The sequence below is a fragment of the Methanomassiliicoccales archaeon genome (genome assembly GCA_038740345.1).
Lineage (GTDB): Archaea > Thermoplasmatota > Thermoplasmata > Methanomassiliicoccales > UBA472 > JAJRAN01.
This window is the reverse complement of the sequence record JAVYMA010000002.1, coordinates 105,705-129,278: the sequence shown is the minus strand read 5'-3', so window position 1 is coordinate 129,278 and position 23,574 is coordinate 105,705. Positions and strand designations below refer to the sequence as shown.

Here is a 23,574-nt window from a genome sequence, read left to right as displayed (position 1 = left end):
ATCAACGTCGATGACACTGCCCTTGAGGCGGAAGGTCGAGAGATCAAAGCTAGAATCGATGGTAAGGATGTCCGAATAACCTCTGACCCACTCGAAGTGTTGAGCGCAGAGGGCTCCAATCCCGAGGATGCGGTATTCTGTGTCCGTTCCGCAGGGGGAGTCAGTCAATTAATGATATATGTGCCGAGCTTTTCGACCCATCAGATAGAAATCAGCAGCATAGGTCCTCTTGATGTGCTCACGAGCATGGAAGGCGCTCTGGCCTTAGTAGGCGCTGCTGCTCTAATCATAATGGCTGCGATCGTCCTGGTTAGACGGAGGAATTAAGGATCCGGGCTATGATTTAAATTCAAGATTGATGGACCGTTTTCCTCATAAGACCCCGATAACCTTGAAATAAGTCACTGTAGAATCCAGAGCGATGCTACGCCGAGTTGCTCAGTCCGCTGTCCATAACCTTTGTCGAACTCGCCCTGAAAGGCGGATCTTGGCCATTTTCATAGTTTGGGCGATAATATTCGGTGGGCTGATGGCTCTGGATGTTCTTTTCATCCGCGATTTCATAGATAGCGAGCTTTGGCCAGTCACGGACATATCGTATTACCGCTACCGCACCCAAGCGATATTGGATGGTCAATGGCTCTATTGCGATATCCCCTGTGAGAGCCCCCCCTTAATAGTATATTTCATGATTCCAGCACAACTAGCTAATGGAGGATATCTCGCCTATCAATTGTTATTCTCCCTCTTCTGCCTACTTACTGCTATAACGCTATATTGGGCACTAAAATCCTATGACGATGATAAGGCTTTCATGGCCGGTGTGGCCTTTTTGCTGGTTCCGGTGGGGGTAGTGGAGACGGTGGTTGGGATACAGGACGAGCCCATTGTGGTATGGCTCTTTCTGCTCTCTATATTGTTAGGAGTCAAAAGGAAGATGCGCTGGAGCGCCTTAGCCACAGCCGTGGGAATATGGACCAAGCTCATTAACTCTCTATATTACCCTTTCCTCTTTCGAGACGCGGTGGGGTTTAAGGAAAGAGTTCTGCATATCGGCATCATATGCGCCTTTTCCTTAGCAGTGGCAGTGCCCTACATGATTGTCTGCCCTTGGGAGTTTCTGCGGTTCCCTCTCTTCTATTTATTCTCCTCTGGTCCTGACGTGGGGGCCACGGGTGGCTTGAGCATTTGGGACTTCCTAGAGATGGGAGGGATTAGGCTCCCAGGACCTTTCTTCCTCATCCTTACGGTTTCCATATTGATTTTGGCCTACTTTATTGCATTTAAAAGAAAAATGAGTACATTAAAAGGGATGCTACTCGTCCTTACCGTCTTTACTGTTATCTACTCTCGGTCTGCGGCCGGCTATTTCATGCTGCCGATATCTTTACTTTTGTTGTGGGGAGTTGAAGATAGACAAATAATGATTCGGTGTGGCATTATCTATTTGCCTTTGATTACCAGCGCCCTTTTCTCCCGCAGCAACCCCAGCGGAGCTCCTTACCTTGAGGTGGAATATGGATGGGTCATCGGAGCGATATTGCAACTGATCACACTGTGTCTTTTAATAGATGCCACACGAAGAGCACTTGGAACAGAGAATTTTGTGGATCGGCGAATACGGGTTGAGGCTGTAAAATGAAATTGCTGGTGGTCTCCAAGTTCTATCCTCCTGTACTCGGCGGTGTGGAAGTTACGGTAAAGGAGCTGTGCCAGGAATTCGTGAGACAGGGGAACCAGGTTACAGTCTTGGTAATGACAAAAGGCGCAAGAATTGAGGAGTGCGTCGAAGGGGTTCGAGTTGCGCGCGTACCTTTGGATCGGCTATTTCTAGGGGGCTTTAATCGTGCTGCTTTTCGATTGTTGGATAAGGAGCTCAGGAGTGGAGGTTATGATCTTGTGCATCTGCACAACTTCCACATACTCCTTTCTTTTCAAAGCGCCATTCTCTGTACACTCCACTCCATGCCTTACGTCTTTAGCCCTCATTATCATGGAAAAGGCCACACCCCCTTGCGAGACTTCTTATTTAGAATCTACAAGAAAATCGGTTACTTGGGCCTTAAAAAAGCGAGCTTGATCACCTGTGCTTCCTATTATGAAAGATCCATGCTGCTGCACGACTTTCCTAGTCTTGAAGAAAAGACCGAAGTCATTTCCCCTGGAATTAAGGCCAGAACACATCCTCGGATTCCACGGGAGAAAGATGTGCTTCTTTATGTAGGGAGGTTGATGAGATATAAAGGTCTGGATAACGTGATGGCAGCCATGTCTGTCCTAAGAATGCGGGGAAGGCGGATCCGACTGCGCATAATCGGGACAGGACCAGATGAGGAGAGGTTGCGAATGCTAGCTAGAGATTTACAGCTGGAAGATAGCGTGGAATGGCTGGGCGAAGTGGATGAGGAGGCATTAAATTGGGAATATGCCAAGGCATCATGCCTCGTACTGCTATCCTCTGCCGAGGCGTACGGTTTGGTCGTGGCTGAAGCTCTTTCCAGCGGTCTGCCATGCATAGTCGCAGAATCAGCCGCGCTGAGGGAGTTCACCTCCGAGCCGGGTTGTTTCGGCGTCAGGGACCCTAAGGATGCGAATCTGGTGGCGGACGTTATCGCCAAAGTGCTGGATCAGGATATATATATAAATCTGGACTCCTTCAGCCCCAAGATCTCTTATTGGCCGGAGGTGGCCAAGCGTTATCTTGACCGCTATTCCATCGTTCTCAGAAAAGGCTCAGCCGAATTTCCTACCCAGGCGAAATGATAGCTCTTTCAATAAAGCGTAGGGAAGATAGCCGTTCTTTACCGCCCTTTGGAATAATGTAAAGCTTGACTCTGGTGCACGAGCCAGGTCGCCGAGTGCCAAATTATCTATGCCACTAGCGCACTTTCCTTGTCGATAAGCATGCCGCATCATATCCAACCAGCTATCCTCTTCGATGTGCATCACACCTCGGGCAAGAATACCAACCTTCTGCGAGTGTGCCAATGCTTGGGCATATAAGATACGATCATCGTATGTGAACACACTTCCTAAGACCTCGGGCGGAAAAGCGGCAAAGGCCGATTGCAAAAGCGCACGCCTATAGACCCTGGGATAACAATGTGGGGGTATGCCCAGCCCGCCTTCCTTTTGCAGGGCTTCCCTCTGCCTTGCAATACATCTTTGCAGGTAACCTTTAGGATGATAGGAGTGCTCCTGCAAGACCAGCATATCGACATCGACCATAGCATTAGCAGCCCTCGCCACCGTATCGGGAAAGAGGACCTGATCAGCATCCAGCAGCAGTATCAAATCCCCCTGGCTATGCTGCAGCCCATAATACCTGGCCCCCAGAGGCTTGCCTTGGTAATCAAGCAGATTGGCCCCTGTCTTGATTGCCTCCTCTCGGGTCCCGTCCGTGGAGCCCGAATCAACCACTATTAGCTCTATGGCTTCGTATTTCTGCTCCCTAACGGAAGCGAGGCAAATGGGTATCGCCGCGGCCTCATTGAGAGTGGGTATGATGATGGAGACCAGAGGACAATCATTCCGTATCCCCGCTGACACGGGTTCCCATGTGTCAATCAGGGTTAAAAAAATTACCTTTTTCGCGATTTACGCTTTCTCACTTACCTCGCAGCTCTCGTCTCACATATTTCCACATCTCAGCCAGATTGAGGATACTGAGGATATACCAGACGTCCTTTCGTGATAGCTCTCTCGTAATCAACAGAATGAGTTCGAAGATAGAATAGGCCAAAATGCCGTATAGCACTACATCGTAGATCTCATGCACCTGGATAAAGGTGGAGAAAATTGCCAATGAGACAGAAGTAAAAATCGCCGCGGCGGCGTGCAATAGCATTCGCGGGTTGGGTCGAGTGTCAATGAGTCTCCATACCACAAATCTGGTCACAAAGGTGGTGATTAGGGATGTTATTGCCGCGGCCAATGCCGCGCCTGAGAAAGACATGTCAGCGGTAGGGATCCCGAAAAGGTGCGGGGGTATGAGGTAAAGCATGAGCCCGAGGAATACAATGAAATCCAAGAAGGTTATCCTTGCTGAGATCCGAGGGCGATTCATGCCTAAAATTTGTGAAAGGTATACTTGATTTAGCACCACCAGCAAGGTGGCCACGGAAAGGTATCTCAGCGGCTCTCCGGAAGAGGAGAATTTAGGACCGAAAACGAAGATGCAGACCTCAGTAGGAAAGAGAACTAGAACAATCACCAGCGGCGTAATCAAGATGGAGATCAGGCGCTCTGCCTCCCTTGCCATGCGTTTTACCTCCCGGAGATTCCCTCGATGACATGCACTGGAAAAGGCAGGGAAGGCATTGAGGGAAAGAGCCAAACCTACAGCTCCTAAGCCGCACAAGAGATATTTTGCCGCGGCGTAATAGGCTACGCCGGTGGTGTCGCCGATAGCACCGATCAATAGCTTGTCGATATTATTGGATAGTGTTTCCAGCACGGCGATGGGAGCCATGGGCAATGCGAATGCTAGATAAGAACGAAAGAGGGTAGGTCTTTTCCAAGGTATGCGTTCCCGGGCCAAGAGACGCAGTCCGACTAGAAGGACAAGACTGCTGCCTACTACATAGGCCAAAGAAACCTGATAAATATCTCCTCCCGCCCAAGCCAGGATGGCGATTATTGGTATCCTGGCGAGCGGGTCCAAGAGATTCACCAGATAGGCTTTGGACATCTCCGTCCTGGCATTAAAGGTAAGTATAGCGATGCTGACGATGTCATACATCACTTGATAAACAAGGAAGACCTCGATCAGCGCCCTCGACACTGGACTTAAGTAATGACCTAGGAGTTCTGTCCAAATCAGCATAGAGACAAGCACAATCACGGCCATCGAGAATGTAAGCCCCAATTTGACAGTGGTAAAAGTAGAGACGCAATCTGCGATATCCCTACCTTCGGAGATTCGCTTAATGTGCGCGCTATTGAAGCCCAAATTAGCGAGGCAGTCGAAAGTGGCCACGAAAGAGAGTGCGAAGGTGATGCTCCCATAAACATCAGGGGGGAAGAGCTGGGTAAGAAGAAGCATGCCCACCAGCTGTAAGGTGAAGGTGAGAATTAAAGTAGAGAATACAAGGAATGATTTTCGTCCTATCATGACTGCGCCTGCAAGATTATATGCCGTAATTAATAACTGCCCTTTGCTAGGTGCATCAAAGTAATAATCTTGATATCGTTGTGGTCCCTGAATGATAATCGTCAGATTACGCGGGCGCTTAGGGAACCAACTCTTCCAATATGCCATGGCCAGGGCTTTGGCCTTGGACCGAGATGCGGAGATGGCCTTTGATCTCAGCCATTTCTATCTGAAACCCTACGGCTGCGGCCTAAGGGGATTCAATTTCATTGGCAGGAAAGCAGGCCTATTGGAAATAGGGCCCATGATCCTACTATCCAATCTCTCCACTGTCGCGCAACTACACCTTCCTAAATCATTTCGATCATTGGCGGTATGGCTAGGGAGCAAGGCCTTGTCCCTCGATTCCAGGCTAAGGCCAGGCATGCATAGGTTGGTTGAGAGAAGGGATTTGATAGGATTCGAGAGAGAGACTTTAGAAAAGGCCATGTCCTTGCCTGAAGATATCTATCTCGATGGCTTCTGGCAGAGCGAGCGCTATTTCCTGAGGCATGCTCAAGTCATAAGAAAGGAACTTACTCCTCGATTGCCTTTGTCTGAGGGGGCAAAGACCATAGAGATGGAAATGGCCAAATGTGATGCGGTGAGCTTGCACGTCAGACGAGGTGATTATGTCAATCTGCCAGGAGTACAGAAGGTCTTCGGCGCTTGCTCTTTGGAATACTATTCTAAAGCTGTTGACATAATGAGCCAGAGATATTCCCAGCCCCATCTGTTCGTTTTCTCTGATGACATAGAGTGGGCCAAAGACCATCTCCGCTTTGACTTACCCATGAGCTTCGTGAGTGGGACTGCAGGCGTAAATGACCTCGAGGAATTGGTGCTGATGACTAAATGCAAGGGAAACATCATTGCCAATAGCACCTTTAGCTGGTGGGGGGCATGGCTCAATTCGTCCCCTGATAAAGTGGTGGTTGCACCCTCAAGATGGGTCGTTGGCGGAGGAATGACTGCTAAGGAGGTTGTTCCCGATGGTTGGATTAAGGTCTCTAGTTGATCCTTTTAGAAGCTGAGATGCATCGAAAGTGAGCAAGATTATTAACAACTCAGTATTATGCCCGCAACATGGCGAGGGTTGGCGAAAGTTCTTCTAAAACTGCGCTGGTCACAGGTGCAGGTGGATTCATAGGTCATCATTTGGTTCGCTATCTAAAAATGAAGGGATATTGGGTCAGAGGAGCAGACATTCATCATCCCTACTATGAACGAACGGCAGCCGATGAGTTTGTAGTGGTAGACCTTCGCACCGAAGCAGGCGCGGAGAGAGCGTTAAGGGGGGATGGGAGCGAAGCGCTGGTCCCCGATGAGGTCTACCAGCTCTCTGCGAATATGGGAGGCATGGGCTATATTCAGACGCATCATGCCATCATCCTGCGTGACAATCTGCTCATCAACCTGAATATGCTAGAGGCAGCGAGGAGGCATGAGGTGCGCGAGTATCTTTATTCCTCCTCAGCCTGCGTCTATCCTGAATACAGGCAGACCAGCGAGGATGTGATCCCTCTAAAAGAGGAGGATGCTTACCCAGCAGATCCACAGGATGCCTATGGATGGGAGAAGCTCACCTCCGAGAAGCTATGTCAATACTATCATTCGGATTACGGCCTGAGCACGCATATCGTGCGTTTTCACAATGTATTTGGACCCTTTGGTTCTTGGAAGGATGGGCGAGAAAAAGCACCAGCGGCCCTCTGCCGCAAGTTCGCCGTAGCCAGTATCACAGGCATGAGGGATATAGAAATATGGGGAGATGGGAAGCAGACACGCTCCTTCCTTTACATCGACGACTGTGTGCGAGGAGTCCATATGCTGCAGCAATCCTCCATCCATGATCCCATCAATATGGGTCAAGATAGATTGGTGAGCATCAATGAGATGGCGGATATCATTGCCAAAATCGCCGGTGTTACTGATTATCGCCTCGTGCATATCCCTGGCCCCCAGGGGGTAAGAGGCCGCAATTCCGATAACACCCGCATCTACCGCGAGCTCGGATGGCGACCGGAAGTCACCTTGGAGGAGGGGCTCGCCAAGCTCTATGCTTGGATATACGAAAAAGTATGGGAGGAAATCAGTCAAGCCGAGAACAAGGATTTAACCATAAGGATGCTGGCGAGCAGCGAGACCTTCGGTTATTGTGAGCGGGCAAAAAAAGGCTGAGATTATATTCATCTCCAATCTCGTTAGGTAAGAGAGCAAGAAATAATGGGTAAATAGGCACGATGAGATACGGTGCTAAGATGAGCCTTTCAGATCTCCTCGTCCGCAGCAAGGCACCGTTAAGGATAAGCTTTGCCGGAGGAGGGACGGACGTCGCACCCTATAGCGAAGAGCGGGGAGGCATCGTGCTCTCTGCCACCATAGATATGCATGCTTACTGCACCATACGACCACGACAGGACAGGGAGATGCATATACGCTCATTAGACATGTCTAAGGACGAAAACTGGGCTCTAAACGGCGCAATGCTCCGCTATGATGGTAATCTGGATTTAATAAAGGCTGTTCTCAACCATTTCGAGGTCCGACAGGGGTTCGACCTTTTCGTTCATTGCGATGCTCCTCCTGGCTCGGGATTGGGCGGTTCGTCCACGGTGATGGTGTCACTTATCGGCGCTTTTTCGGAATGGCTGTCGGTGCCTCTATCGCAATATGAGATAGCCAAGCTTGCATATGTTCTAGAAAGGGAGGAACTTGGCTTCGCTGGCGGTAAGCAGGACCATTACTCAGCTACTTTCGGAGGCTTCAACCTCATGGAGTTTCGCCGTGACGAGACCATAGTGACGCCTTTGCGCATAAAGTCTGAAGTTTTAAACGAGCTCCACTATCATATTCTTTTATGCTATACTGGACGCACAAGAGACTCTGCGGGTATCATTGAATCCCAACGCACGGGCATGAGGGAAAAGCGACCGCAGGTCATAGAGGCCTTAGATGAGGCTAAGAGATTGGCCATGGAGACCAAAGATGCGCTTATGCGGGGAGAAATCCGTCGTATCGGAGAGCTGCTTCATGAATCATGGGTGCAGAAAAAGCGATTCTCAGAACACATCACCAATGAGTACATCGACAAAATATATTCGACCGCCAAGCTAAATGGTGCCATTGGAGGGAAAATCTCCGGTGCGGGAGGAGGCGGATACATGTTCTTCATATGCGAATATGAGCGCAAGCATGAAGTCGCCAAGGCTTTGTCGAAATTAGGTGTGATAGTGCAGAACTTCTCCTTTGATAAATATGGCCTGCAGACATGGAGATATCGACCATGAGTGAGTTGGTGCGGCGCGAGCTTGAGGAAAGCGCTTCAGTGATCTCAAAAGTAGAGGTAGACCAAATAATCCGCATCGCCAAGGCTGTAGTGAAGGTTTTCCAATCAGGCGGAAAACTTGCCTTATTTGGTAATGGTGGCAGCGCTGCCGATGCGCAGCACATCGCGGCGGAGCTTGTAGGGAGATACAAGATGCAGCGTCCACCCCTCCCTGCTTCTGCCTTCATCAACCTATCCAGCATAACGGCCATCGGCAATGACTATTCATTCGAAGATGTTTTCGTGAGACAAGTGGAAGGGTGGGCGAAAAAAGGGGACGCGATAATAGCCATCTCCACCTCAGGTAATTCGCGTAATGTGCTCCGCGCGGTAACCAAAGCTAAAGAGCTCGAAGTCCTGACGATAGGCTTTTCCGGCCATGCAGGGAAGCTGAAGGAGATAGTGGATTTAGCGTTAGTAGTCCCCTCCACTAGCACACCGCGTGTTCAAGAGGGGTACATGGCCGCGGCCCATGTTATATGTGGCTTGGTGGAGAAGGGGATGTTCGGGCGGCGGGCTGTATTCATAGATCGGGACGATACCATCGCCAAGGATGTCCCTTACTGCCCGAGCCCAGAAAAGCTAGAGCTGTTCCCAGGAGTGGGACGCTCTATAAAGAGGCTGAACGACGCGGGGTTTTTAGTAATAATGGTCACGAATCAATCTGGTGTAGCTCGAGGCTATTTCAGCGAGGAGGATTTGGAACGCATACATGATAAAATGAGACGAGACCTCGCTGAGGAGGGAGCGCATTTAGATGCCATATATTATTGTCCTCATCTTCCAGAAGCGGGATGCGACTGCCGCAAGCCTGCTGTGGGGATGATAATGCAGGCGATGAGAGATTTCGATATAGACATCTTCTCCTCCTTCGTCATAGGGGATAGCGAAAGGGAGATGGAACTGGCTCGTAGAATAGGTGCCAAGGGGATACAAGTTACGGATGATTTCGATTTCAACCAGGCAGTGAATGAGGTGTTGGAAATAGCTCCACCATCATTCTAAGTCCTTAGTGGTCTGAACCTGCTGCCATACAGCCTTATCACCTTTGTCCAGGGCTACATAAAGAGTTGCATAGAAGCGAGACCAGGTTTCAAGAATAACGGCTATCATTATCTTGGAGATTGAGTCCCGACTGTCTTTCATATATGAAAAGAAGGCGTTAAGGAGAAGTTTGGAATCCCAGGTGGGAATTCGGTAATCATGTATTCGCCTCATGTATCTCTCGCCGATATTTACGCGCGTTCTTTGCTTGAGGAAGTCCTTGACAGTGGTTGGACCCTTGTTATATACCACTGCCCTGGGAGCATAGACGGTGACGAGGCCGAGACTCTCCAATTCCATACGTATTAGATCCTCGTCCGATTGGGTATCCGTGGGCAGTCTCTTGGCCAAAGGTCGGAAGGCGAGGAGCTCGCCCACTTTCGGATGCATAAGACTGATGCGGTGATGCATTTCCCACAGCATATGGGTCGCCACACCTGTTATAGTGTCTCGGGTGTTTACAGGAATGGGATGGCCCCCTACCACTCCCACCTTTTCCTCCAAAAATGGCTCGAGCAGAGCTTGCAGGCAGCCCTCAGCGAGGCGATTATCGGCGTTGGCCAAAACCATGATATCCCCCTTGGCCTCGGAAAGGAAGAGATTGATGGCTGAATTCTTTCCCTCCCTTTTGTCCTGCCTTATGAGCCTTACCCTGTGGTCACGCACCGAGTAGTCTTTGACTACACTATCAGTGTTATCCGTGCTCCCACTCGAAATCACTAATATCTCGTGTATACAGAACCCTTCGACTTTTTGAGATAATATGGATTCTAAGCATCTTCCGATATTCCTACCTTCGTTATAAGCGCAGACTCCTACGGAAACGGTCAGCATCTCGCCCAGCAATATCCCTCTTACACTATTTCAATCTCGCATTCATATGAATCTCATCTTGCTGGCTCTTCCAAAATCGGTTTATGGCTTTGCATCTCATCCCAAGTGATTTATACTCATAAAAGATTCTTTATGAAGAGCTATTATGGAAAAAGGGGGGGTAGATCACAGTCTTTTCACTATCGTCATCCCCACTTATAACGAGGTAGGCAACGTGGGGCCGATGATAGCGGAACTCACCCGACGATATCCCAAGGCAAAGATAATGATAGTCGACGACGGCTCTCAGGATGGGACAGTCGAAGTAGTAAAGAGTCTGCTCAATAGCAATCCCCAACTAGCTCTTCTTTTGCGCGACCCTGAGGACCGTGGCCTTACCGCAGCTGTGATGGAGGGCCTCAGATCAGTGAAGACGGAACGATTCGTGGTAATGGATTGCGACTTCCAACATCCTCCCGCCTATGTGGAACAACTAATGGCCGCAACCTATGAGGCTGATTTCGTTGTAGGTGCAAGAGAAGGGATGGGACCGTTAAGCCTAGGGCGGAGACTGGCATCAAGCGGAGCGCACAAACTGGCATATACCTATCTTTGGTTCATTCGCAGGCCTAGATCCACGGACCTCATGAGCGGGTTCTTCGCTGGAAAGACTGAATTGGCTTTGATGATAATAGAAAAGCATGGAAATAAATTCGAGAGAAGAGGGTTCAAAGTACTCTTCGATCTTTTGCGTTTTATGCCGAGAGGAACGAAGATAATGGATTCGCATTATAAATTTGGGGATAGGGCCAGTGGATATTCCAAACTGAACTCAGATATCGTTTTATCGGTTCTGAGGCAATGCGGGATAGGGGGGAAGATGGCCAGTGGCGCCCTGCGCTTCTTTCTGATCAATAAGGCAGGCAGGGCTGTAGGTTTCATAATTTTAGCCGCTATCTTCGCCATCGTCATCTCCTTGGCCGCCTAATTGTAATTTGTCGTTATTTTTTAACGAAAAGCCTTGAAATAAAGGTTTATTTAAATCGTTTTACGATTTGATTTCATCGGAAGTCTTTTCTACCATGTTCGACAAATAGGAGCATGATGACCACTAAGCAGTTCGAGGTTTTCGTGCAAGACAAGCCTGGTGAGGTGGCCAGGCTTGCCGAGGTATTAGCCAAGAACGCAGTGAACATACGTGGGATATCTACAGATTTAGGCAATGCCCAACCAGTTGTGCACGTCATCACCGACGACGAAGCGAGCGCGCGGAGAGTACTGAAGGCAAATGGTATCGAGTTCCGCGAGAAGGATGTGTTGGTAATCTCCATGTCTGATAAGCCGGGAGAGCTTGCCAAGGTGACAAAAAAGCTGGCTAGAGGTGGCGTAAATATAGAGAGCCTGTTCATTTTAGGCCCAAAGCAGTCCGAGGTGCAGGTGGCTTTGGGAGTGGATTCCTGGGAGAAGGCTCAAGAGATGCTCTCCAAGTGATCTATTAGCCTTCACTCTTTTTCTCATTCTTTTTTCCATTGCTGTTCTCTTGTATAGAAACCAGGATAATGGCGGAGACGATCAGCCCTGCCCCGATGGCAGTGAGAGCATCCGGCACCTCGCCTAGAATCAAGAAAGCGAAGAACATGGCGAAGACGATCTCCAGCAATAATATGATGGAGGAGACGGTAGCCCCTTTGCCTTTGAGTCCAGCGATATAAAGCAAGAAGGCCGCACCAGTGCAGAAGAGGGCCACATAGGCTACGGCGAAGAACCCATTAAGAGAGATTTTGTAGTCCTGAGCGAAGATGACTGCCATTGGCAATGAGGCTACCAAAGTGGTAACTATCACGCCGCTGGTCATGTTGAGCACATTTGGATGGCGCTGCAAAGCTTTCTTCTGATAGACGATATAAAAGGCCCATACCAATCCTGCCAATAGCACTATCAGGTTCCCCGTAAGGCTCCCATCCGCCAATCTACTCAAATCCCCTCCAGTGGAGACGACGAGAACTCCCAGCAAGCCCAGGCCTAAACCGACAAGGGTGAATCTCCCCAGAGATTCCTTCAATAGTATGGAGGCCAGGACAGCTACATAGACCACGTTTATATCGACCAGAAGAACGGTGTTGGTAGCACTGGTCATGGTGAGCCCCACATTCTGCAGTACCAAGCCAACAGCATTGAGAGTACCTATGCCCCATATCATACCGTCACGGTACACTGCAGCATCGAAGGAGCGTAGGAATATCGTTACAGCCAGTAAGAAAGGGGCCGCAATCAGGAAGCGCATCATAGCGAAGAGAAAAGGGTCGACCTCATCCACCCCTATTTTAGATGCTACGAAGCTTGTTCCCCAAATGAAGCTCGAAAGGATGAGGTAAGCCTCATACTTGTCCACTCGCAGACGCATTGCGCCCGATATATCGTACCGATATTTAGGTTAAATGGACTAAATCAGGCTATATTGACGATTCCAATGTCCTTCCCTCAATCACTTGAGTGCCCTTTACGCTCACCCCATCCCCGAGAACGCAATCGATCAAGGTTACTCCCTCATCGATCAGGCACCCTTCACCGAGGACAGAGGAGCGCACGGCAGCCCCCTTACGAATGAGGCAATTGCGCAGCAGCAATGAGCCCACTACCTGTGCTCCAGACTCCACTACCCCTTCCTCACCAATGGCAGAACGCATTATGAGGCTTCCTTCACCGACCCTGACCTCGTCTCCTAAGTACACAGGTCCGCGCAGCCTCGCGCCTTTAGCAAAGAACTTGCTGCCGCACACCTTACCTTCTACCTCCACACCGAAGATGTGCCGCTCTACCCCCTTTCTCTCTGCCATACCTAGGTTAGCGCTTAGCAGATCCTTGGGATGGCCGATGTCATGCCACATGCCCCTCAGCTTGAGACCGAAGAGAGGTTGACCTTCCTCCAACAGACGCGGGAACAGATTCTTGGAGAAATCAAATTTAGTGTCCTGGGGCACTCGCTTAAAAGCATCATTCTGGATGACATAAATGCCAGCATTGATCAGATGAGAGAAGACCTCATCACTCCTCGGCTTCTCTTTGAATCGTGTAATCCGCCCATCCTCCTCCAATCCCACAATCCCGAACTGCTCTGGTTTTTCTACCTCCGTGAGCGCTATGGTCACCATGGCCCCTGATTTCTTGTGGAAGCTTACGATATGATGGAAATCTATATCCATCAGAACATCCCCCATGGCCACCACATAAGTGTCGGGCAATTGCTTCTCCAAAAGTTTCACCGCACCCGCGGTGCCCATGGGCTGTTCCTCGAAAGCGTAGACGATCTCCACTCCATAAGCGCTCCCATCGCCTATGGCTTTGACCACTTCAATCGACTTGTAGCCACAGGCGAGATACACTTTTTGAATGCCAGCGGAGGCCATGGCGCGCAAGGTGTACTCGACACATGGCCTTCCTAGCACAGGCAACAGGGGCTTAGGACGATTGTTTGTGAGGGGCCTGAGGCGCGTGCCCTCCCCTCCCGTGAGAATGACAGCGGTGTCGATTCCATCGCTCATGGACTTTGCCTCTCTAGTCAGCAAGGTCTAGCCACACTTGCATATTTAATCGTAAAGGCTTTCCCTCCGCTACCACTAATCACTCGCACAGCTTGGCGATGTTCCAATTGCGCTTGGCTCCTAATAGTCGGGCAACGGGATCGCACTTAACCCTCAGCAGATAAAGAATAGGACCCAAGTTCTCGTCTGAGAGGGATTCCAGATTGGCCATGCCTTTGGAGACTATGAGGTCAGAATCTTCCAACCTAGCCATTAATTCATGCGGGATTTTATCAAGGTCTATCCCCACAGCAAAGGAACGAGTGGAGAGGATCTCATCCAGGCATTTGTCCAGACCAATGCGGAGCGCATCCTCCATGGTGACATCTGTTAGTATAGGTTCACCCTTCACCACGCCGAAGACCCTAGCGCCCTGCGCCTTCAGCTCATTGATCAGGATGCTATCCAGGACGGATTCACCACAATTGTCCAGAAGATAGGCTATTTCCATTCCTGGCCTAAGCAACCTTTTGGCCTTCGGGAGGTGGTTGATGCCCAAATCTTGATGCACTAGCTTGTCGAATCTCGACCTTAGCTCCTCTGGATGCTCCATACCCACATCGATGCCGAAATCCAGCACATTGCCAGCTATGGCCACTTTCACCGCCATTTCCAACGGATCCTCGGCCTCTCTGACCAAACTCTCGGCTTGAGGGAGAAGACTCTTAGCCACTTCGTCGCTTCTTATTTTGAGGTCACAATAGGGATCTTTGCTTCCAGAAACGGCGTAAGCGCGCTCGTGCACCATGGTAGCCAACTTAGCAGAGTTCATACCCTTGGGATAGTTTAGGGAGAGTATGCGCAAGCTCTCAGCCATGGCCTCCTCCACCGCTCCAGGAGAGACCAATTTTACTTCGTAAAGGACGCGGTGCAGAAGACAGGGGACGCATTCAGGCGCGAACTGCATGCACTGGCGTAAGATGCTCCTTCTCATAATTGTTGCGTGAACGCGCTCCGTTGTTTATGATAGCTCCCTTTGCCATCTCTCGGCAAATCTTATATCCAGTCCAGGTGTTTTTCCCGCTGAGGGGCCATGGCACAGGGGGTAACGCTGCGAGTAGTGCGGGCGCAGCATCAGTCTGAGGTTGGTCTGGGAAGAGCGAGGATCGATACCAAGACGCGAAAGGAGCTAGGCGTGGAGGTAGGAGACGTCATTGAAATCGTGGGTAAGAGGAGTACTGCGGCAAAGGTCTTCCGTGCACCTCAGGAGGACGAGAACATGGGCATCATCCGCATCGATGGGATGATAAGGTCCAATGCAGGCGTATCCATAGGCGAAAAGGTGGTGGTCATGAAGGCCGACCCACAGCCAGCCCAGAAGGTTACTGTGGCCCCCAAGATCCTTCCGCACGGGAAGAATATTCGCTTCGGCGCAGGGGTGGAAGAGCTGGTGAAAAAGGGACTAAATAATCGGCCTTTGGTGCGAGGCGATGAGATCATCATTCCCAATATCGCCTTGATGGGCAATTTCATTCCTTTCGTGGTAGTCCAGACAACCCCAAGCGGCGTGGTAGTGGTGGGTGAGCACACTGAGCTTACGGTAAAGACCGAGGTCATGGAGCAAAAGGCCTCGGTGGCTCCGTCGGTCACCTATGACGATGTAGGAGGATTGGAAGAGGAGTTGCAGCGAGTGCGGGAGATGATCGAGCTGCCCTTGAAGCATCCTGAGCTCTTCGACCGCTTGGGCATCGATCCACCTAAGGGCGTTTTGCTCTATGGGCCGCCTGGGACGGGAAAGACGCTCATCGCTAAGGCAGTGGCCAATGAGGCGGGTGCGGCTTTCTTCTCCATCCAAGGACCAGAAATCATCTCCAAATATTACGGGCAGAGCGAGGAGAAGCTGCGAGAGAAGTTCGAAGAAGCGGAGAAGAACGCTCCTAGCATCATCTTCATAGACGAGCTGGATTCCATAGCCCCCCGGAGAGAGGATGTGCATGGCGAGGTGGAGAGGAGAGTGGTGGCTCAACTGCTGACGCTAATGGACGGCTTGGGCGGCAGAGGTCAGGTGATCGTCATCGGGGCCACTAACCGAGAGGATGCCATAGATCCCGCCTTACGCCGGCCTGGTCGGTTCGACCGGGAGATTGAGATAGGAGTGCCCACGCGTGATGGCAGGAAGGAGATATTAGAGATTCACACCCGTGGCATGCCTTTGAGTGATGACGTGTCCTTAGACCATTTAGCCAATATTACTCATGGGTTCGTTGGGGCGGACCTCATGGCCTTGGCTAGAGAAGCGGCCATGAAGTGCCTTTCTCGCTTCGTGCCCGAGCTGGAACTGGGCAAGCCCATACCAGTGGAGATCCTAGAGCGCATAAAGGTGACCCAGCAAGATTTCGATGAGGCGTTGAAAGAGCTGGAGCCCAGTGCCATGAGGGAAGTACTGGTGGAGGTGCCAAAGGTGACATGGGATGATGTGGGAGGCTTGGAAGAAGTAAAGCGCCAACTACGTGAGGTCATCGAGATGCCTCTGGAAAACCCAGCGGCTTTCAAGCGCATGGGCATAAGACCTGCCAAGGGCATCCTTCTTTACGGGCCGCCGGGAACCGGTAAGACACTCTTGGCCAAGGCAGTGGCGAATGAGTCCAAGGCGAATTTCATATCGATAAAAGGACCGGAGATTATGAGTAAATGGGTGGGGGAATCGGAGAAGGCGGTAAGACAGGCGTTCAAAAAAGCCAAGCAGGTGGCGCCTTCGGTCCTTTTCCTGGATGAGATCGATGCCATCGCCCCTAGAAGGGGGAGTGCGAGCGATACCAATGTGACCGAGAGGGTCGTTAATCAACTCCTGACCTCTATGGACGGCTTGGAGACGTTGGAAAAGGTCACAGTGATAGCCGCCACTAATCGTCCAGACATTATAGACCCAGCCTTATTGCGTCCTGGTCGCTTCGACCGAATGATCCTAATACCAGTCCCTGATGCCAAGTCGAGGCTGGCCATCTTGAGCGTGCATACCAGGAACATGCCCCTTCGGAATGTTGACCTGGAGGCGCTGGTGGAAAAGCTGGATGGGTTCGTTGGCGCGGATATTGAGAACCTATGCCGAGAAGCGGCCATGGTGGCTCTGCGTGAGAATAAGGACGCGGAGATCGTAGAGATGCGCCATTTCGAAGCCGCCTTAAAAACCGTGAGACCATCGGTGGACAAGGAGGTTATGAAGCAGTATGAGAGCATAGCCAAGGTGTTGGATAAGGTGCGCCTTGGAGAACAAGATTTAGGCATGTACCGCTAAGAAATTCATCCGCTCTACATCTTCACCAATTGATTTGCATCCGGTAATAAAACTGCCCCCGCTGAGACGCATGGTTAAGAGCAGGGGCAGCGGCATAGGAAAAAATATACCATGTCCTCGGCTGTATCAATATGACCTGAAATCAAGCCAAAACTTTTCGGTAGGAAAATGAGTTCTTCGGTGACAAAAGGCGAGATGTATCGCGTGCGCCTCGCCTCATAATGCATTTTTTAATGCCCCTTTCCCGCCTCCATCCCAGTGCAATCATGTCTTACAATCATCATGCCAAAAGTGATGTGAATTCTTGGCCCCTCTGCCCATCCAAATCCGAAAATGTATGCTGATGCATCATTCGACTTGAACATACAATGTTAATTGGTTTGTATTTTGCACCAAATGGAACTATCAGCGATGGCACCGATAAAAGGTGCTAACTTTGGGAAAAGGGAGAGGTCAGAAGAGAACGAAACATGGATTACCGGCATTTGCATTATATCTAAGCGACATGGGCTCCATCATCGCTCAGAAAAAATGCCCCCAGTGCGGCCATATGAACCCTAAAGGGGCGACGAAATGTCTGCTCTGCGGGCGCGTGCTTCCGCCATAAAAGCACCCTGAATAACAACACCGCCAAACAATGGCACAGCTCTAGCTTTGTATATTCCAGACGTATGAAAAACTAAATATGATCCTTAGGCTCTGTTGAAAAATCTTGCTGTTATCTTATTAGATAATTATACCTAGGCATTTATTTATACTCGAGCGGCTCATAGAATGAGTAGCTCCCCTTGACTGAGCATGCCGGCAAGGCCCCGAGCTGGAGCTTAGGTTCTGGCTGACACGCTTCTTCAAGGGGACCGAACTGCCAAGAAGCTGAATTATTTCACGCAAATCAGCTTTTCCATTTTTTTCTTTACTCTATATTCTAAAAGTTCCTTTCGCCACCGAGCGATGGAGGAGAAAGCCTATTATATGGTCAATCCATTCACAATTACAAGACCAGATACCTGGGAGGGGCGCACTAATGAGGAAGTTCATCACTGAACTCAAGGGCAAGACGGTCATGACGAACGATGGTCAGATACTTGGCATGATAGAAAACTTTGTTATCGAGAAGAGTACGGGTGACATTCAGCATGTTTTAGTGGTACCCGCTGAAGAGATAGAAACGCGCCTCTTCAAGACTGATCCACAAGGCCGCTTGATACTGCCCTTCAGTGAGATGAACGCGGTGCGGGATGTAGTAGTCATGAACATAACGCACTAAACAACATCTCTAGTTCGCCTTGAATGATGCCCTCAATCTCGCTTTGTTGCTTTGCGCTTCCCCGAATTCGGGGGCTTTTTTGATGGCTTCCTCGTAGAATTCCAAAGCCTTTTCACTGTCCCCTTTTCTCTCAGCCAACATGCCTAAGCAATTTAAAGCCTCAGGGGTGGGATCTAGCCATAAGGAGGCTTCAAATGAGCTTTGCGCCGCCTTGAAATCATCGCGCGAAAGCTGCACCATGCCCAGATTCAAGAGGAATTCAGGCCTGCGATCGAGAAGCACAGCCTTCTTGATTGATCGCTCCGCCTCTTCCAAGGCCCCTTTAAGATACTGTAAACAGCCTAGATTATTCCAAGCATTTGCATGACGGGGTTCGATTCTTACAACTTCACAAAGAGCTTTTTCCGCTTCTTCCATCTTTCCCTGGAAGCGTAAGGCCACCGCTAGGTCATTGAGCAGGGCAGGTGAAGAGCCATATTTCTTCAACAACTCCTCTAAGAGGTCTGAAGCTTTGGGGTAATTCCCATCGGACAACAGCGCCACGCAAATAAGCCTATCATGGCACAGGTCCTCCCCCGCAGGTGACCCAAGAAGCTCTAAGGCAGCTTTCGGCCTGCCAGCGATTATATGCCTGATGGCCAATCTCTTCCTCACCTCCCCGTCATCGGAATGAGGCTGTAGAATCCATGCACTCTCCTCTTTCTTGCCTAGGCGATGTCCTATGGCCTCGAGCTCCAGCGCCAGCTCTATTGATGTGTTTTTCTCCCTCATCGCGGCAGTGAGGAGAGAGACTGCCTCCTCCAATCGCCCAAGGTCCAGTAGCAAGGACGCTTTCCTGCGCAGCGCCCAGACGTTGTTACGGTCGAACGTCAAGGCACGCTCCACCTCGCTCAAGGCTTCCTCATATCTGCCTAAGGCTTGCATGAGCAGGGCTGCATCCAAGCACCTTCGTAAAAGAGAATCCTCCTGGAGATTATGATGCTTGACCGTTGAGGAAAGAGGTGAGGTACCAGTTGTGATTTTCAATTCATCAATGTAAGGTGCATTGGCATCCAGCTTCCTCACCATCTGATAACTTCTTTTGGCATCTTCCAGCATACCCGCCGTTAGCTGCGCCCGAGTTAAGCCTAACCAGAGGTCCGCACGGCTTCCATCTAAAGCCACCGCTTGTCGCCATGCCTCTATAGCTTCGAGAAGATGTTTTTCCTGTGCCAGCATTGATGCTCTCATCACTAATATCTCTACATCGTTTGGATTTAGAGAAATAAGCGAGTCTAATACTTTTAGGGCCTCAGAACGCCTTCCCATTGATTCCAGCACTAGTGCCTTATTCCTTAAGGCTTGGACGTCATTGGGATGATGACGCAAAATTTCTTCGAAGGTGAAAAGAGCTTCCTCTTTGAGGCCTAGGGCGAATTGCGTAGCGCCTTTATTCAAAAGGGCGGGTTGCAGCCTAGGAGCGTACTTTAGCGCCTTATCATAAGCTCTAAGCTCCTTCTCCAGATCTCCTAGCTGATGCAGGACCAACCCAGCGAAATACCATGAAAGGGGATCGTCCGGCTTGGCCTTCAGCGCTTCCCCTATCGCCTCTAAAGCATCGTCCCATTCTTCAAGATCGTAGTGGGCCTGCGCCTTCATCCTCCATGCCAGATCATACTGGGGCTTCAATTCCAGGGCTGCTTTGATGTGCTCTAGGGCTGTTCGACTATCCTTTCCTTTCAAAGCTTCTGCAGCTCGCTGCAGATGAGAATCGAAGGGCATTGTAGAGGGCAGGATGCGCCTTCCTTCCCTCTGCAGAATGGAGCGATCGACATGTTCAGTGAGCCTCTGCCAAAGGCCATATTTCCTTATCAGCAGAATAGTCCTTTCCTTGTCCGAAAAAGAGACTCCTTCGCTAAAGGCCAGTTCTTTAGATTTAGCGTCAAGATCATGAGAGACGATAAGGACTGGCAAGCGCTTTTCGACCGATGCTTTATCTTTTATTATGCGTACACCTTGCGCAGAAGCATGCTCAGGCTTTCTGGACGCCATGACCAGATAACTCTCTTCTCCTTTCTCGGCCTCAAGAAAAACGAGGTCTTTCTCCAACTCCGTACGGGTAATTTGAAGGCCCATTCTTTCCAGCAGTTCCGTGATAAGGTCTTTGAAAGCTTCTGGAGTCATATCGTTTAGGGTGCGAATTAGCCGAGAATCCAATCGTGCCTCGAGGTCCTCATGCTTCATTCATTCGCCTCCAGCTGAGTTCGGAACTTGATTAGCCTGGAATCAGCCAAATTCCCTGGGATACGAGAGAGTTCTTCTCGGCATTCCTCAGCTCGACCGGCATCGCAGAGGACCATGGCACGCTTGAGAGAGAATGGCGCACTCTCCTCATCCACCTCACCTGAGCAGAGTTCCCCTAACATCTGCAGCGCTTCCTCCGTCTTTCCTATCCACGCCCAAAGGAGAGCGATGTTAGACCGCGCCACCTTCCACAAGGCTGGGTACTCCTTCGCCCTTGAATATGCTGATATGGCATTTGCAACGCGTTGCTTTACGAATCTCAAACGCCAAGATTCCTCTAATTGCATATCTGAGACCGACAACACCAATAGTGAGTGGATATTCCCCATTCTAACACTAGCCCTTGCCCAAATTTCGCTATTGAACTCCAGGTTTCCGACCTCTTGAACTAAGCGCCAGAGAAATGCCCGCCGGGGTATGCGCTCATCTCCCCAGAGATGAAATGAGATGCCTGCTGAAGCCAAGTACTGCTCTACCAGAAAACATAAATGCTCCTGGGCGCCGCTTTCTAACAAGGAGCCAATTCGCACGGCTGGTTCAATTTCCTCTCCAAAATTTATCCTGGGAGATGAGGCTGGAAATACTCGTAGCAAAGCATTGCCCAAACGCTGAAGCCTCAAATCTGCCATAGGATCGCTGAAACGCTCTAGGAAGGAGAGAGGATCATTGATGCGCTCGAGACATCTTCCACACATCACCACTCCTGCCTTAGTGTCCGAACCACATCCAATGCATGCCATCTCGCATCTTACAATGAGCTAGGCAGTTTAAGAAATTTGAGTGTGAATGACATGAATCATCCTTTCCCTTGGCGAATAACAAATTTTATCGGTGCAGATGACGGCTTCATGAAGGATTCAATATTTTGTTTTAAGGGGTAATTCGCGAGTGCGGCAAAGTGACCTTTTCTTCGCTACGGCCTGATAAGTTGCATAAAAATGAGTCTGAACATGTGTTTGGATGCTTTTCGCTGAAGATAGATGATAAATGATGCTTAGAAAATGAATTGATTTTTCAACGATCAATCCTCAAAGGAGTCGATGAAGGCCTTGACTCAACAAGGAGGACTTAGTAAGCTTACAGCTTTTTTATCATATACGGACCGTCTCGGGTGTATCCTAAGGAGGCATAATATCTCCTTACGCCCACACCGCTCGTCACCGCGATCGTCTCATAACCTTCTCTCGCTGCTAAATCCTCAGCTTCGGCCATCAACTCCTTCCCGAAGCCACGGTGTTGCCATTCTCGGCCTCGCACCCCTAATCTCTCCATCTGACCGAAGACCTTTAGCTCACGCACTCTGGCCACATCTCCCTGAAGGGGAAGGCGAAGACGAATATACCCGACCAAGGCATCGAACTCCTCCAAATCGAGGGAAATGAAGGCTTCTTTCCCCGAGGAAGCTTTGTATTCCAGGCGGTTTAGTGCTACCTCGTTGGCTGAGGACTTTGCTATGCGGTTCAGGCCAACCTCGCGGCACCTGATACAACCGCATCGCCTACCTTCCGAACGCATTTTGGCATGGATTATCTCCCGCAGATGACCTTTGTCTACCCCTGCCTCGATCAGATCCACAGGAATGTCTCTCTGAATGCGCTGGATGCGTACATAGCGAGGTACAATCGCCTTCATCTTGGCGATGACTTCGACTGCCTGCTCCGTTGAGTACGGGGTGAATGACCTTTCCTTCCATTTATCATACAAGGGCGTGCCCTTCACCACCAAAGTCGGATATATCTTAAGCATGTCTGGACGGAAGCGCTCATCATTGAACATCAGACGAAATGATTCAAGGTCCTTTTCCGGATTAGACCCTGGTAGTCCTGGCATGATGTGATAGCATATTTTCAGACCTTTTTCCCTGGCTACCTTCGTGGCCTTAACGATCTCTTCCACACCATGCCCTCGATTCACGGAGCGCAATATCTCATCGTCGAGTATTTGCACCCCCAACTCCACCCTAGTGGTGCCGAGATACAAGCACCTATCCGCAACGGAGTAATCGAAAGAATCGGGCCGGGTCTCTACAGTCATACCAATGCACCGATGAGGAGCTCCTTCATTCAAGCGATGAGAATCCTCCAAAGTCCCTCCAGATGTCAGATTCATGGCGTCAAAACAGGATTTTACAAAATAAACCTGATATTCCCAAGGCCTTGATGTGAAAGTGCCGCCCATTATTATAAGGTCCACCTTATCCGTCGCGTGCCCGATAGCTTCCAGCTGCTGCAGGCGAGCGGTTACTTGTTTATAAGGATCGTATTCATTGTGCGATGCACGCCTAGCTGCAGGCTCTTTCCCTGTATAGGATTGGGGTGAGTTGTTGTCTACCCCTCCCGGGCAATATGTGCAGCGCCCATGGGGACAGGGGGCAGGAGAGGTCATGACGGCCACTACAGCTACTCCCGAGAGGGTGCGGACATCCTTTCTCCTTAGCACTTCCTTGACCAAAGGTTTCATTTCCTCGGTGGCTCGGCTAAGAGTTTCTGAATTGGGAGGAACTGTGGAAAGGCCCATCTCCCTGCATAGCTCGATCTTCTTGCGCTGAAGCGATACCTTATCGAATACCTCCCCTTCGGCAATCGACCTCAGAAGGCGTTCGTGATAGTCCACAAACTCACCATGTCCACGAAGGATAAAAGCTTGAGCCTTTCTTCATCAAAAAAGCCAGCGCTTTTGCTTAGCTAAGGCGTACAATACGCCGAAAATGGAGAAGATGGCGAAAGCTAAGCCGAAAAAGAACACCGTTGATTCCTGATAGAAGAGTCCGAGTAGGGCGACTAAGAGGGCGACTAGCGTAAGCACAGCGAATATCTTCATCTCCGCTGTATGGCGCACCCTTTCGCTTGAGCCGTTATCCTTAATACTGCTCATAATTCCCCTTGCTCATAA

The 23,574-nt window shown here is 50.1% G+C and carries 21 protein-coding genes; 11 read left to right on the top strand and 10 right to left on the bottom strand.

What is annotated here, in order from left to right; genetic code table 11:
- The 3 genes from QW520_01560 to QW520_01550 all read left to right on the top strand — a co-directional run.
- Nucleotides 1-327, top strand: a 327-nt coding sequence (locus QW520_01560; GenBank protein ID MEM0448496.1) for a hypothetical protein, incomplete at its 5' end; no start/stop codon positions are given.
- Between the two features lie 94 nt (nucleotides 328-421).
- Complete coding sequence (locus QW520_01555) at nucleotides 422-1,642, top strand: hypothetical protein (GenBank protein ID MEM0448495.1); 1,221 nt, start codon at nucleotides 422-424, stop codon at nucleotides 1,640-1,642.
- Complete coding sequence (locus tag QW520_01550; GenBank protein MEM0448494.1) at nucleotides 1,639-2,763, top strand: glycosyltransferase family 4 protein; 1,125 nt, start codon at nucleotides 1,639-1,641, stop codon at nucleotides 2,761-2,763. The genes QW520_01555 and QW520_01550 overlap by 4 nt, the downstream gene beginning before the upstream one ends.
- On the opposite strand, the gene QW520_01545 is transcribed toward QW520_01550, so the two are convergent.
- Nucleotides 2,734-3,549 carry a glycosyltransferase gene (locus tag QW520_01545; GenBank protein MEM0448493.1) on the bottom strand — a complete coding sequence of 272 codons (816 nt, stop codon included), beginning with the start codon at nucleotides 3,547-3,549 and terminating at the stop codon, nucleotides 2,734-2,736. The genes QW520_01550 and QW520_01545 overlap by 30 nt on opposite strands.
- Nucleotides 3,550-3,607: 58 nt before the next feature.
- The gene (locus QW520_01540; GenBank protein ID MEM0448492.1) at nucleotides 3,608-5,113 is read right to left on the bottom strand and encodes an oligosaccharide flippase family protein; all 1,506 of its coding nucleotides are present in this window, start codon (nucleotides 5,111-5,113) and stop codon (nucleotides 3,608-3,610) included.
- Nucleotides 5,114-5,204: 91 nt separating this feature from the next.
- Between QW520_01540 and QW520_01535 the strand changes: the two genes are divergently transcribed.
- From QW520_01535 to QW520_01520, 4 genes are all read left to right on the top strand, one after another.
- Nucleotides 5,205-6,149, top strand: coding sequence for an alpha-1,2-fucosyltransferase (locus QW520_01535; protein MEM0448491.1), 945 nt, complete (start codon nucleotides 5,205-5,207; stop codon nucleotides 6,147-6,149).
- A gap of 68 nt (nucleotides 6,150-6,217) precedes the next feature.
- On the top strand, nucleotides 6,218-7,312 hold the full coding sequence (locus QW520_01530; GenBank protein MEM0448490.1) for an NAD-dependent epimerase/dehydratase family protein: 1,095 nt from the start codon (nucleotides 6,218-6,220) through the stop codon (nucleotides 7,310-7,312).
- Nucleotides 7,313-7,392: 80 nt separating this feature from the next.
- Nucleotides 7,393-8,421, top strand: coding sequence for a kinase (locus tag QW520_01525; protein ID MEM0448489.1), 1,029 nt, complete (start codon nucleotides 7,393-7,395; stop codon nucleotides 8,419-8,421).
- Entirely contained in the window at nucleotides 8,418-9,464 is a 1,047-nt protein-coding gene (locus QW520_01520) for an HAD-IIIA family hydrolase (protein MEM0448488.1), read from the top strand. Before QW520_01525 ends, QW520_01520 begins: the two co-directional genes overlap by 4 nt.
- Here QW520_01520 and QW520_01515 read toward each other — a convergent pair.
- Nucleotides 9,456-10,349 (bottom strand): glycosyltransferase, encoded by an 894-nt coding sequence (locus tag QW520_01515; GenBank protein ID MEM0448487.1) that lies wholly within the window; start codon nucleotides 10,347-10,349, stop codon nucleotides 9,456-9,458. The genes QW520_01520 and QW520_01515 overlap by 9 nt on opposite strands.
- Nucleotides 10,350-10,482: 133 nt before the next feature.
- On the opposite strand from QW520_01515, the gene QW520_01510 reads away from it, so the two are divergent.
- Nucleotides 10,483-11,304, top strand: a complete 822-nt coding sequence (locus QW520_01510; GenBank protein MEM0448486.1) for a glycosyltransferase — start codon at nucleotides 10,483-10,485, stop codon at nucleotides 11,302-11,304.
- A gap of 113 nt (nucleotides 11,305-11,417) precedes the next feature.
- Nucleotides 11,418-11,807, top strand: a complete 390-nt coding sequence (locus QW520_01505) for a hypothetical protein (GenBank protein ID MEM0448485.1) — start codon at nucleotides 11,418-11,420, stop codon at nucleotides 11,805-11,807.
- 4 nt (nucleotides 11,808-11,811) lie between these two features.
- Here the strand turns inward: QW520_01505 and QW520_01500 are convergent, their stop codons facing one another.
- Genes QW520_01500 through QW520_01490 form a run of 3 tightly spaced genes read right to left on the bottom strand, consistent with a single transcriptional unit; the run spans nucleotide 11,812 to nucleotide 14,804 of the window.
- Nucleotides 11,812-12,720, bottom strand: coding sequence for a DMT family transporter (locus QW520_01500; protein MEM0448484.1), 909 nt, complete (start codon nucleotides 12,718-12,720; stop codon nucleotides 11,812-11,814).
- 49 nt (nucleotides 12,721-12,769) lie between these two features.
- The gene (locus QW520_01495) at nucleotides 12,770-13,882 is read right to left on the bottom strand and encodes an NDP-sugar synthase (GenBank protein ID MEM0448483.1); all 1,113 of its coding nucleotides are present in this window, start codon (nucleotides 13,880-13,882) and stop codon (nucleotides 12,770-12,772) included.
- Between the two features lie 55 nt (nucleotides 13,883-13,937).
- Entirely contained in the window at nucleotides 13,938-14,804 is an 867-nt protein-coding gene (locus QW520_01490) for an ARMT1-like domain-containing protein (GenBank protein ID MEM0448482.1), read from the bottom strand.
- Nucleotides 14,805-14,930: 126 nt separating this feature from the next.
- On the opposite strand from QW520_01490, the gene QW520_01485 reads away from it, so the two are divergent.
- Both QW520_01485 and QW520_01480 read left to right on the top strand, forming a co-directional pair.
- Nucleotides 14,931-17,132: a CDC48 family AAA ATPase gene (locus tag QW520_01485; GenBank protein ID MEM0448481.1), complete on the top strand. Its 2,202-nt coding sequence runs from the start codon at nucleotides 14,931-14,933 to the stop codon at nucleotides 17,130-17,132.
- A 1,024-nt stretch (nucleotides 17,133-18,156) separates the two neighbouring features.
- Nucleotides 18,157-18,399 carry a PRC-barrel domain-containing protein gene (locus QW520_01480; GenBank protein MEM0448480.1) on the top strand — a complete coding sequence of 81 codons (243 nt, stop codon included), beginning with the start codon at nucleotides 18,157-18,159 and terminating at the stop codon, nucleotides 18,397-18,399.
- A 9-nt stretch (nucleotides 18,400-18,408) separates the two neighbouring features.
- Here the strand turns inward: QW520_01480 and QW520_01475 are convergent, their stop codons facing one another.
- From QW520_01475 to QW520_01460, 4 genes are all read right to left on the bottom strand, one after another.
- Nucleotides 18,409-20,622, bottom strand: coding sequence for a tetratricopeptide repeat protein (locus QW520_01475; GenBank protein ID MEM0448479.1), 2,214 nt, complete (start codon nucleotides 20,620-20,622; stop codon nucleotides 18,409-18,411).
- Nucleotides 20,619-21,422: a hypothetical protein gene (locus QW520_01470; protein ID MEM0448478.1), complete on the bottom strand. Its 804-nt coding sequence runs from the start codon at nucleotides 21,420-21,422 to the stop codon at nucleotides 20,619-20,621. The genes QW520_01475 and QW520_01470 overlap by 4 nt, the downstream gene beginning before the upstream one ends.
- 337 nt (nucleotides 21,423-21,759) lie before the next feature.
- Nucleotides 21,760-23,295: a tRNA uridine(34) 5-carboxymethylaminomethyl modification radical SAM/GNAT enzyme Elp3 gene (locus QW520_01465; protein ID MEM0448477.1), complete on the bottom strand. Its 1,536-nt coding sequence runs from the start codon at nucleotides 23,293-23,295 to the stop codon at nucleotides 21,760-21,762.
- Between the two features lie 45 nt (nucleotides 23,296-23,340).
- The gene (locus tag QW520_01460; GenBank protein MEM0448476.1) at nucleotides 23,341-23,556 is read right to left on the bottom strand and encodes a hypothetical protein; all 216 of its coding nucleotides are present in this window, start codon (nucleotides 23,554-23,556) and stop codon (nucleotides 23,341-23,343) included.
- Nucleotides 23,557-23,574 lie beyond the last annotated feature (18 nt).

Coding starts and splice junctions, on each gene's coding strand:
- QW520_01555 (MEM0448495.1), top strand. CDS start 422: ATGCTACGCCGAGTTGCTCAGTCCGCTGTCCATAACCTTTGTCGAACT.
- QW520_01550 (MEM0448494.1), top strand. CDS start 1,639: ATGAAATTGCTGGTGGTCTCCAAGTTCTATCCTCCTGTACTCGGCGGT.
- QW520_01540 (MEM0448492.1), bottom strand. CDS start 5,113: ATGATAGGACGAAAATCATTCCTTGTATTCTCTACTTTAATTCTCACC.
- QW520_01535 (MEM0448491.1), top strand. CDS start 5,205: ATGATAATCGTCAGATTACGCGGGCGCTTAGGGAACCAACTCTTCCAA.
- QW520_01530 (MEM0448490.1), top strand. CDS start 6,218: ATGGCGAGGGTTGGCGAAAGTTCTTCTAAAACTGCGCTGGTCACAGGT.
- QW520_01525 (MEM0448489.1), top strand. CDS start 7,393: ATGAGCCTTTCAGATCTCCTCGTCCGCAGCAAGGCACCGTTAAGGATA.
- QW520_01520 (MEM0448488.1), top strand. CDS start 8,418: ATGAGTGAGTTGGTGCGGCGCGAGCTTGAGGAAAGCGCTTCAGTGATC.
- QW520_01510 (MEM0448486.1), top strand. CDS start 10,483: ATGGAAAAAGGGGGGGTAGATCACAGTCTTTTCACTATCGTCATCCCC.
- QW520_01505 (MEM0448485.1), top strand. CDS start 11,418: ATGATGACCACTAAGCAGTTCGAGGTTTTCGTGCAAGACAAGCCTGGT.
- QW520_01500 (MEM0448484.1), bottom strand. CDS start 12,720: ATGCGTCTGCGAGTGGACAAGTATGAGGCTTACCTCATCCTTTCGAGC.
- QW520_01490 (MEM0448482.1), bottom strand. CDS start 14,804: ATGCAGTTCGCGCCTGAATGCGTCCCCTGTCTTCTGCACCGCGTCCTT.
- QW520_01485 (MEM0448481.1), top strand. CDS start 14,931: ATGGCACAGGGGGTAACGCTGCGAGTAGTGCGGGCGCAGCATCAGTCT.
- QW520_01480 (MEM0448480.1), top strand. CDS start 18,157: ATGAGGAAGTTCATCACTGAACTCAAGGGCAAGACGGTCATGACGAAC.
- QW520_01475 (MEM0448479.1), bottom strand. CDS start 20,622: ATGAAGCATGAGGACCTCGAGGCACGATTGGATTCTCGGCTAATTCGC.
- QW520_01470 (MEM0448478.1), bottom strand. CDS start 21,422: ATGGCATGCATTGGATGTGGTTCGGACACTAAGGCAGGAGTGGTGATG.
- QW520_01460 (MEM0448476.1), bottom strand. CDS start 23,556: ATGAGCAGTATTAAGGATAACGGCTCAAGCGAAAGGGTGCGCCATACA.